The sequence below is a fragment of the Candidatus Cloacimonadota bacterium genome (assembly GCA_011372345.1).
Lineage (GTDB): Bacteria > Cloacimonadota > Cloacimonadia > Cloacimonadales > TCS61 > DRTC01.
The window spans coordinates 1-10599 of sequence record DRTC01000361.1 but is presented as its reverse complement, the minus strand read 5'-3'; the positions used below and the strand labels follow the sequence as shown (position 1 = coordinate 10599).

At 36.7% G+C, this 10599-nt stretch carries 10 protein-coding genes; all 10 read left to right on the top strand.

From position 1 onward, the window contains the following. Positions 1-88: 88 nt before the first annotated feature. Entirely contained in the window at positions 89-556 is a 468-nt protein-coding gene (locus tag ENL20_07020) for a hypothetical protein (GenBank protein ID HHE38308.1), read from the top strand. Continuing rightward, positions 553-1218 carry a type II secretion system protein gene (locus ENL20_07015; protein ID HHE38307.1) on the top strand — a complete coding sequence of 222 codons (666 nt, stop codon included), beginning with the start codon at positions 553-555 and terminating at the stop codon, positions 1216-1218. The genes ENL20_07020 and ENL20_07015 overlap by 4 nt, the downstream gene beginning before the upstream one ends. A 2-nt stretch (positions 1219-1220) precedes the next feature. After that, entirely contained in the window at positions 1221-3203 is a 1983-nt protein-coding gene (locus ENL20_07010; protein ID HHE38306.1) for a hypothetical protein, read from the top strand. 34 nt (positions 3204-3237) lie between these two features. Beyond that, complete coding sequence (locus ENL20_07005) at positions 3238-5247, top strand: hypothetical protein (GenBank protein HHE38305.1); 2010 nt, start codon at positions 3238-3240, stop codon at positions 5245-5247. 37 nt (positions 5248-5284) lie between these two features. Beyond that, positions 5285-6355 carry a type IV pilus assembly protein PilM gene (gene pilM, locus ENL20_07000; GenBank protein HHE38304.1) on the top strand — a complete coding sequence of 357 codons (1071 nt, stop codon included), beginning with the start codon at positions 5285-5287 and terminating at the stop codon, positions 6353-6355. Between the two features lie 10 nt (positions 6356-6365). Continuing rightward, a complete protein-coding gene (locus ENL20_06995) occupies positions 6366-6962 on the top strand; it encodes a hypothetical protein (protein ID HHE38303.1) in 597 nt (198 codons plus the stop codon). Next, the gene (locus ENL20_06990; protein HHE38302.1) at positions 6959-7516 is read left to right on the top strand and encodes a hypothetical protein; all 558 of its coding nucleotides are present in this window, start codon (positions 6959-6961) and stop codon (positions 7514-7516) included. Before ENL20_06995 ends, ENL20_06990 begins: the two co-directional genes overlap by 4 nt. Further along, positions 7517-8062, top strand: a complete 546-nt coding sequence (locus ENL20_06985; GenBank protein ID HHE38301.1) for a hypothetical protein — start codon at positions 7517-7519, stop codon at positions 8060-8062. Positions 8063-8075: 13 nt separating this feature from the next. Continuing rightward, positions 8076-9467 (top strand): hypothetical protein, encoded by a 1392-nt coding sequence (locus tag ENL20_06980; protein ID HHE38300.1) that lies wholly within the window; start codon positions 8076-8078, stop codon positions 9465-9467. A gap of 8 nt (positions 9468-9475) precedes the next feature. Continuing rightward, the coding region (locus tag ENL20_06975) for a hypothetical protein (GenBank protein ID HHE38299.1) at positions 9476-10599 on the top strand (1124 nt) is incomplete at its 3' end.

The following is a 10599-nucleotide window of genomic DNA, read 5'->3' as shown; positions in this document are numbered from 1 at the left end:
GTCATGTCATGAATGGCTTACTGGATCGACTCGTTGCTCAGGAAGTTTCCGATAATCCGAAAATGTTCGTTTCTGGCGTGGGATTCTGATGTTCAGACAAATTACTTCTGAAAGAGGATTTGGTCTTGTTCATGTAATTGCTGCCCTGATGATTGTTACAGTTGCTTTAGTTGGAATTTTTATCAGCACTTTTTACGCCCAGAAAAAAGCAACAGAAAATTATCACTATCGAGCAGCACTTCTTATTGCTGCCGATAGAATGGAACAGATAAAATTTCATAACAAGTACAATGAAGGTGAAGTGTTTGTAAATATAGCTGGAATTTCAGGGCAGGTTATACTGGATGAAAGAGATGGAAATCCTCTCTGGGCTCAAGTCATGTCTCCTTCGAAAACTACTCATTCCGACTTGGAAATCGCTCCTTATGTTGTCTATGATAAAGTAACGATTACTGTTAGATGGCAAGAAGCTTCTTCTTCATTCTTTAATCCACACACAACAGAGCAAAAAGAGGTAGTTTTAAGAGAAGACTATTATAGAAAATTTACATTATGATCAGATTAAAAAAACAGAATGGTTACTCCTTAGCAGAATTAGTTGTAGCTCTTCCCCTTTCTATCCTCGTTATTGTTATCCTGACTTTTGCTATCACGAATTTTGTTACAACTTACCAGGAAATACAATTATATACACAACTTCAGGAAGAACTTTTTAATGCCATTGAAACAATGCGATACGGTTATGCAAAAGAAAGTGTTACCGGAAGCTTTTATAGTCCGGAAAATGAAAAAGAAGGTTTGATCGGATTACTGACAGCAAAAGAGGTAACAATTGGTATTTCGGGAAAATCGATCACGATCTTACCAATAAATCTTAATCCGGGAGTCCCTTATTATTCTCAATTTTTTCTGGATGATAAGGGTCATCTGAGAGTTTCCGGTCAATACGGGATAAAAACATATACCAATGAGTTGGTTTTTCCCAAAACAGCGAGAAAAATTGGCGGAGATCAACAATTTAAAATTCTGGAATTATTTTTTGTTCCCAAAAAAGTAGTTAATAACAAGATTTATATGTTGGGTATAGAGATCAAAGCAAGAGTTCGCTTCAGGGAAAAATTAGAGAGCCAATCACTCGAAGAAGATACTCAAGTAAATACAAAAACAATTACATACAAAACTTCAGTGTATCTTGCTAATTCCGGTAGTCAGGATTAATTATGAAAGAAATAATAAATAATGAAAATGGAGCGATCGTCGTGATGGTTATTGCTATGATCGTTGTTCTTGTTTCTATTGTTTCTACATACTCTCTGCTAGATATGGTTCAAAACGATCAACTGCAAACGCAATATCAGAACGATGTGATCCAGGAAGAATTGCTTTTAAGAAGTGAAGCTATCAGAACCCATCTAAGTCTTGAATATGACAAAAATAAACCGTTGCCCGACAGGAAATTAGAAATTCTTTCTAAAGATAGAACAACAACTTATACCATTGAAAACAAAAAAGAATACACCATGCTTTCAAATTTTATGGGTTACGCTACTGCTGAAGCCGTTGCTGTTCGCTCTCTGATTTCAGCTCGAAGAGCGAGGATTTTTACAAAAAAGAACTTTTCTCCAATCAAAAGGTATTCTGAAAGACTACTTCGAAATGAAAGTCTGGCTCAATTCCAATATTTTACCGACATTGAAAAATCAGAGAATGAGGATGGGGGAGAAGAGGCTGCAATTGTCAGGTTCTACGGTGCTGATGAGCTTTTCGGTCCGGTTCATTCAAATGATAATATCTGGATCCGAAATCTTTATGGCTGGCCAACATTTCATGCGCTGGTTACAACATCAAAACGGATCATGGATTTTGATACTCATCAACCAGCTGAACAATCTGCTCCCATGGATGATATTTTTCTGGGAGGATATGCAGAAGAGGTCGCGTCTATTATATTCGATCCAAATGCAAACGATCTCAGGACTAACGGACAAAGACCTTTCGATCCGGCAAAAGATATAGTATATGTCAAGATTGATAACAACTCTTTTTCTTCTATGTATGGTGAGATTGAATTAACCGGTATAGAGCAATTCAATGTTTATAGTTGGTTTCCCGATGATGCCGCTGCAGCTAATGCTGTTGTCAATGCAGGAGGAAACTGGTATGAGGAATCTGATCATATCTGGACAAATCATATTCCCATCTATGACACTCTCTGGACACAGGGTCCTACCGGAACCGTAAATAATGGATGTGTCTGGGTAGAAAGCGAACTCTGGATCGAAGGAGAAGTTGCAGGTAAACAAACTTGGGGTAGTGCTGATACGATTTTTGTTGTCGGGGATATAACATATAATGGGACAAATGTTGGATCACCTCCTGATGACGAGGAAAATCCCAATAGAGACGATTATTTTGGATTAGTTTCCGAAGAAAAGATCCTGATCAGGTACAAACACAAAGACCCATTTAATGATATGATCCTCATAGATAATAATTGTGAAGACATCTGGTTGTATGGAGCATACGCTGCTATCGGAAAAGGTGATCAGGAATTGCAGGGAATTTACTACTGCCATTATGATGGTATTTTTACTTTCCAATATCATCACACCCATGGTTCAACACCGGACTTTATGGCTCAGGATCCATATGCTCCAGGAGGTAATGTCCTTTATTCTTATATTGATTTTCATAAATTTGTTTTCCCTCCCAGCAGCTTTGTCCCCCCGGAAATTACCGGTTTCAACCTTCATGGGGGAGCACCGCAACCTCCATATAACATGTGTGGATATCCTTATGAAAGTCCAGCATATGTCTATCCCAATACTGGTCCAAATTATAATTATCCTTATGGAACAGACTGGCCATGGTATAATCCTGTCTGGCCCGAATCTGCTGCTGATATTGATACCGAAAGAGGTATAATCCATATATATGGCGCAATTGGTCAACGCAGAAGAGGTTATGTACATCGCTCCGGAATAGATCCTTACAATCATCCAAATCAAACCGAGTGGGATTTAGAGTATTATCATTATGACGGAACACATCCCAGTTCAGGATATAATAAAGATTATCATTATGATAACAGGTTTCTCTTTGTTCAACCACCATGTTATCCTCAAGTATATAGAGGATTTGGTGAAAATGTTCTAACGGAATTCAAAGCTGAGAACTGGCACATGAAAATTCCGCCTGAATAGTCATTATGTGCTTAAATAAAATAAGGGAGATGAAATGAAAGAAATTATCAAAAATGAAAAAGGAGCAATAATTTTAATGCTCGTTGCCATGATCGTGGTTTTGGTTTCTGTCATTTCAGCCTTTTCCTTAATAAATCTGGTTCAAAATGATCATCTTCAAACCCAATATCAGAATGATAAAATACAGGAAGAATTATTATTACGAAGTGAAGCTGTAAGAACACAGCTTAGTTTGGAGAATGATAAGAACAAACCATTGCCTGAAAGGGAAGTTGAAATTTTAGCAAATGATAGAATTACAACTTATACTATTGAAAATAAAAAAGAATATACAATGATTTCTAATTTTATGGGATATGCTACTGCTGAAGCTGTAGCCATTCGTTCTCTTGCATCTGCTCGAAGATCGAGGATTTTTATAAAAACGAACTATTCTCCCATTAAAAGATACTCTGAAAGACTTCTCAGAAACGAAAGTCTTGCCCAGTACCAGTATTTTTCGGATGAAGAAGCATCAGAAAATGCAGAAGGAACTGATGATCCTGTAAAATTCTGGGGACCGGATGTTCTTAACGGACCTGTTCACAGTAACAGTGATATCTGGATTCAACAAGCCGGTGGTGGAAATAATATGGGATGGCCCACTTTTCATGCGATGGTTTCAACTGCCGGGATATTTAGAAAGTTTCCTGAAGGAACTCATCTTCCTGATACCGAAGCTCCCATGGACCAGATTTTTCAGGGTGGATGGCAGGAGGAAGTTGCTTCTATTATTTTTGAACCTACAGCGAATGACATAAAACAAAATGGGATTAGACCTTTTGATTCTACCAAGGAAATTGTCTATGTAAAATTAGACGGAAATACCTACAGTTCAATGTACGGTGATATAGAATTTGTTGGAATCGATACATTTGGTGTTTATAGCTGGTATCCGCATACTCCAGCCTGGGCAAATGCTGTTACAAATGCAGGATTTAACTGGTTTGAAGATACCGATCATCTCTGGACTAACTACATCCCCATGTATGATACTCTCTGGACTTCCGGTCCTTCAGGAACGATTAGTAATCAATGTGTCTGGATGGAAAGTGAACTCTGGATAGAAGGAGTAGTTGCAGGAAAACAAACATGGGGAAGCGCTGATACTGTTTTTGTAGTTGGTGATATCTGGTATGATGGAACTCCAATAGGTACCTCTCCGGATGATGAAGATAATCCGAATCGAGATGATTATTTTGGGCTTGTTTCGGAACAAAAAATCCTGATCAGATATAAACATAAAGATCCATTTGATGATATGGTAGTTAGAACCGATAATTGTAATGACATTTATTTATATGGAGCTTATGCTGCCATTGCTGATGGCAATGAAAGTTTATTTGGAATAGAGTCTTGTCATTATGATGGGATCTTTACTTTCCAATATCATCATATGCATGGTTCTACTCCTGATTTCAGGGCTATGAGTCCTTATACTGGAGATGACACCCTATTTTCATTTATTGATTTCCATAAATTTATTTATCCACCCAATACTTTCGTTCCCCCCAACATTGAAGATTTTAATTTACATGGAGCTGCTCCGGTTGCTCCCTACAATATGTGCGGTTTTCCTTATGAAGACAATGGGTACTTAAATTCTTTTCCCAATAATGGACCTACTTATGCAATTCCTTATGGAACAGATTGGCCCTATTACAATCCGATTTGGCCGGAATCTGCTGCAAATATAACGACCGAGAGAGGTGCTATCCATATTTTTGGTGCAATCGCTCAAAGAAGAAGGGGATTTGTCCATCGTTCCGGTTCTGATCCTTTTAATCATCCACAGGGATTGAGTAGCCCTAGTCCCTGGGATATTGAAGATTATCATTACAGTGGAAATCATCCCAGTTGTGGTTATGACAAGGATTATTATTATGACAACCGATTTCTCTTTGTCCAGCCACCCTGTTATCCGCAAATATATCGAGGTTTTGGTGATACTGTTCTTTCAGATTTTAAAGCTGAAAACTGGATGTTGAAAATTCCGCCGAAATAAAAAATAGTTAATATAATAATTCAAGATGTGAGGTGATATGGCAAAAAAGAAAAAGACTAAATTTAAAGAATCAATCGGTCTGGATATTGGTTCTCACAGTATTAAACTGGTGCATCTGAAAAAGCTGCATGAAGGTTTCAAGTTATTGAACTACGAGATCAAATCTACTCTTCCGGAAGGTATGGAACCGGTTCTTTCAGACCTTTCTCCGGACAGGTTTACTCCGGTGTTGTCTTCCATGCTGAAATCTTTAAAGATCAATCCCAAAAAGGCAAAGCATGTGGTTTCGTCCATTGGAGGTGATAATACAAGTATAAAACAGATCAAAACGATCTTCCTACCGGATGAAGAACTGGAATCCGCTTTATTTTTTGAAGCAAAAAAACATCTGCCTATCAGTGGAGCGGAAATGTTACTCGATTACCAGGTGCTGAATGTCGAGGAAAAAACGAACAATATGAATATCCTGCTGGGAGCTTCGACAAAAACATTATTAAAAGAACACTCCGATATTCTAACCTCAGTTGGACTTTCTCCGGGAATAGTTGATATAGAATCGCTTGCTGTTGCTAATAGTGTTATCTTTAATTCTTTTTTTGAAGACGGTGTTTATGTAATCCTGAATATTGGAGCCTTTAAAACAAATATGGTTATTTATGGTCCCAGTGCAAAATTCTTTGCTCGGGACATTGGCTGGGGTGGTTATCATTTCACAAAAGACATAATGAAAAGATTAAAAACAACCTATGAAAAAGCAGAGCAATATAAACTTGAACACGGTTTGAAAAAAGAAAAAGATACTGTTGATACCACTTCGATGATCGCTCTGGATATTACTGAAAAATCTACAGTTGAACAGATTTCTATGGAAGTTAAGCGTTCTCTCCGGTTTTATGTTAAAGAAGCCGGGACCAGTGATTTCAGAAAGATATTATTGATCGGCGGGGGAGCTAAATTACTGGGATTCCCGGAATATCTCGAGGAACAGTTGAATATTCCAACAGAAGTATTTAATCCTTATACAAGTCTGGAAATGCCGGAAAAATTTAAAGATAGACAGGATCCACAGCTTGCTCTGGCTCTGGGTTTGGCTATGAGACCGGAATAGAGGAGATTATATGAGCCAATTATTTTTCAAAATAAATTTAAATAAATATGGAGAATTGAGACGAAAGATTGAAAAAGAAAGGAATACTTTCTTAACTACGGCAATCTGTTTTATCGCGATCACGATCCTTTTGTACGCATTTGTTCTTTATATTAATTATGACCTGAATGCGAAAATCGATAACCGCAAAGAACTTCTTTCGGATATTGATAAAGAGATCAAAGCTTATCAGGTCAGTGGAGAATTTCTTACCAATCATGATCTGGAAAGAATGGCAAGAATAAGTACGGAAAGGATTTTCTGGGCAAAAAAATTAGTTGCCTTTTCCGAGATCACAGCTGATAAAATTGCCATCACTCATTTTTCATTTAAAAATAATGTTTTGAGTCTGTTCGGTATAACCAAGTTAGATAAAGAACAAAAAGAATTTGATTTGATCGATGATTTTATAAAAAAATTAGAAACCAACTCTCATATCAGTTCCGATTTTCCTGAGATTAAATTTGTGAAATCATATCGTGATTTTGAGAAAGAAGTCGAAATCCTGCGTTTTCAGATTGACTGCCAGGCAAAAGAATTTGAAAAGAAGGGAAGGAGGAGAGGATGAGACAAAAATACTTGATCCTGTTTGCAATAATGGTTCTTATCGCCATGATGTTTTTTTATTTCAGCAGCAACATTGTTTATGATAAGATCAATAGAATTAAAAAATTTGATAGAAAGATCAAGGTAGAACAGGAAAAACTGAATAGTGCTAAAGTACTTAATGAGCAGTTGCAGCAAGTCTCAAAAGTAATTATGAACAGCATGACAAAAGAGAAAGAGTATAGTGCTGATGAAGTGAATGAATTTACCAAGAAACTTGCTGATCTGGCAGATAAATATAAGATAGCTGTACATTCTTTCTTTCCAAAAGTTATCTCAACAGTTGATACAAAATTCCTGGAACAATTATATATAATGGAACTTAATTGTGATTATATCCAATTAGGTAAACTTCTGGCAGATATCGAAAGTTTTGATTATATTATCAAAGTGAAAACCATAGAGGTTCGTCCAATTGGAGCAGACAAGAAAAAAGTCGGAACTGATATTGAAACTGCAACCAGATATAAAGTAACTTTAGAACTCTCCACATTTAAGATCATAAAGGAGGCATAAATGGAAGAAAAATACATCAAAGATTTTGTGATAGCCCTGGTGATATTGTTGATACTTGCCTTTGCAATCAAAGATTACTACCTCTATAAAATCAGTAATGATGTTCCTGATGAATCGATACATAAAAAGATAGCACTCAGCGAAGGTCTGCTTGGGAAAATTGAGAATATCGAACAATCTATAAATGATAGAAAGCAATTTGTTTTTAGTGTTGCCAAAGATCCTCTGGAACAGAACCTGATCGTTAGAACCCAGAAAGACCTGGAAAAACAGTGGAGAGAAGAAGTAGAGAGTATGGTTCGCCTGGAATCTACGATCATTCCTGATATTGGAGACAAACTTGCAACAGTATCATATCAGGGTTTAACCAAAAACTATAAAATTGGTGATGAATTTGTAAAAGGAAAGATCATTGATATTTTATATGGAGAGATACTGTATTCTTACCAGGGAACTACTGCCTCTTTGAGAACAGAGAAAATCCCGCCCAAACCTGTTGAGATCAGCACAAAAAAATCAAAAAAATCAAGAGAATATAATTGGTAAAAAAGGAGAATATATGAAATTCAAAGTAAAAGCATTTATCTTGCTACTAGTTGTTTCTTTGTTTATGGTCGGTAATCTTTTTTCCGATGAACAAGAAATCGATCTTCTGAATACTAAGGTCAGCATCGACGCAGAAGACGCAGCAGTTTCGCATATTATGTCCCAAATGGCGAGACTTAGTGGTTGTAACATTGTTTTATCAATGGAAACCATCTCGGAAGACAAAGTCGAATCCGATGAAAAGAAAATTACAATTCATTTAAAAGATGTTCCTATCGAACAAGCCCTTGCTCTTGTCGTAAAATCGATCGGTCTTTCATATCGTCTCGTTGGTGATAAAACCTTCCTCGTTGGTGATAAGAAAAGGATCGAAGAAGAAATCGGTGAAAGAACTTATATTATAAATCTGAATTACATCGATGTAGAAAAAATTGTCAAAGCTCTGGAAGTTTTACCCGGAACTGCTGTTGCAGTGGAAGGTCAAAACGCACTTTTACTCCGAGCTAATCCTGAAACCTATGCAGATATCAGCAAAAAGATCAAACAGCTCGATGTTCCTCAAAAACAGATCGAGATCAGAGCCAGACTGATAGAAATATCCATAAACGAAGCTGAAAAAATTGGTGTTGACTGGTCTAAACTTAATCATCTGACCACAATTTTAGCCGAGGATCCGGTCAATGCAGTAGGAGTTGGCTTACCATACGATTTTAATGACGATACCGGAGCAACTCCTTATGGTGATATGGAAGGAAATGCCTTAGGTGAATTACCAAATGATCAATATTTCCAGAAATTAGGTGATCTGGATGATATTGGACATTTCAGTCGTCAATTAACTGCTTTTGATATTACTATCGATTGGCTTATGGAAAACAATGCAGCTCAACTTCTCACAGACACACGCATTGTTTCTTTAAACGGAGAAGAAGCTGAAATTCATATCGGGGAAGTTGTTCCTTTTGTTGTTACAGATAATGACAAACAGATTCAGGTAGAAAGAGAAAATGTAGGGATCATCCTGAGAATAAAACCATCAGTTAATAAAGACGGACAGATCACTACGAAAATCGAACCTGAAGTAAGTTCTGTTATTGAGCTGGTGGGAGGTTATGTTCCCCGAACTAAAGTTAGAAAAGCAACTTCAACAGTAACTGTTCCGGATGGTAAAAGGATAATTGTTGGTGGATTATTAAATTCAACCATTACAAATCAAATCAATAAAATTCCGTTATTGGGTGATATTCCCTTTATCGGAAAATTCTTCCAGCATAAATACAGCACGGTCAACAATACAGATCTGATCATTGAAATAACCCCAAGAATTGTAGATTTTAATGAAGAAACTGTAGAGTTTGATCTTGATGAAAGGCTGGAAAGAAAGCTGATTAAAGAAAAAGAATAGGAGGAAATATGAAAGCAAAAAAAATTACCTTAATACTTTCTTCAATGATTATTATTGCTATACTTATTCTTACTGCGTGTGATAAAAGAGTAATTGAACTTCCTGATTATATTATTCAAAGCATTAGTGCTTTTCCTGATTCTCTTTATGCTGATAATGATAATACAACTAAATCTGAGATTCGAGCGACTGTTGTTGATAATGCAGGAAATCCTGTTGTTGGAGAAACAGTTACCTTTAAAACCCTTGAGGATAGTCTTGCTAATATTAATGCTACTGCTGTTACTCAAAGCAATGGCGTAGCTAAAGTAGAATTTTTAGATCGTGGTATTGTTGGTGTTTCGACAGTTCAGGCTACGATTGCCAATTCTTCAGAAACTGTTTCTGTTAGAATAATTGAGAAACCGGCAGCCCTAAAAAAATATATTGCTCAACTATTTGCAGTTCCGGATTCAATTTATGCGGATAATAATGATGCTACATATTCAGAGATAAAAGCATATATTGTCGATGAAAATGGATTTTCCGTAATTGGTGATACAGTTTATTTTCAAACTGATTCGGATTTAGGTTCAATTGTTTCTTCTGCGACAACGGATCAGAATGGCATTGCAACTGCTAATTTTCATGATCATGGAGAACTTGGAACTGCCACAATTCAAGCATCTATTCCTGATACAATTGTAACAGTTAATGTTAGAATCATTGAAACACCTTCTTGTCATATTGATCTATTACTTGCCATTCCGGATTCAATTTATGCTGACGATAATGATGCCACATATTCGGAAATTGACGCTTATATCGTAGACGATAACGGTTATCCCGTAGAAAGTTATTCTGTTTCTTTCCAGACAGATCTTGGTTCTGTCGATGGAACTGCAGTTACGGATATAACCGGCATAGCTACAGCAAAATATTATGACAACGGGAATTTAGGTATCGCCACAATTCAAGCTTCTATAGAAGATACAACTACCAGCATTCAGGTTAGAGTTATCGAACTACCTTCTTATCATATTGAATGGATAGATGCAGATCCTGATACTATTTATGCTGATAATAACATTACCTATTCAGAGATCAGCGTACTTGTAAAAGATGAACAGAATTTTGCTGTTCCCGGGGAATC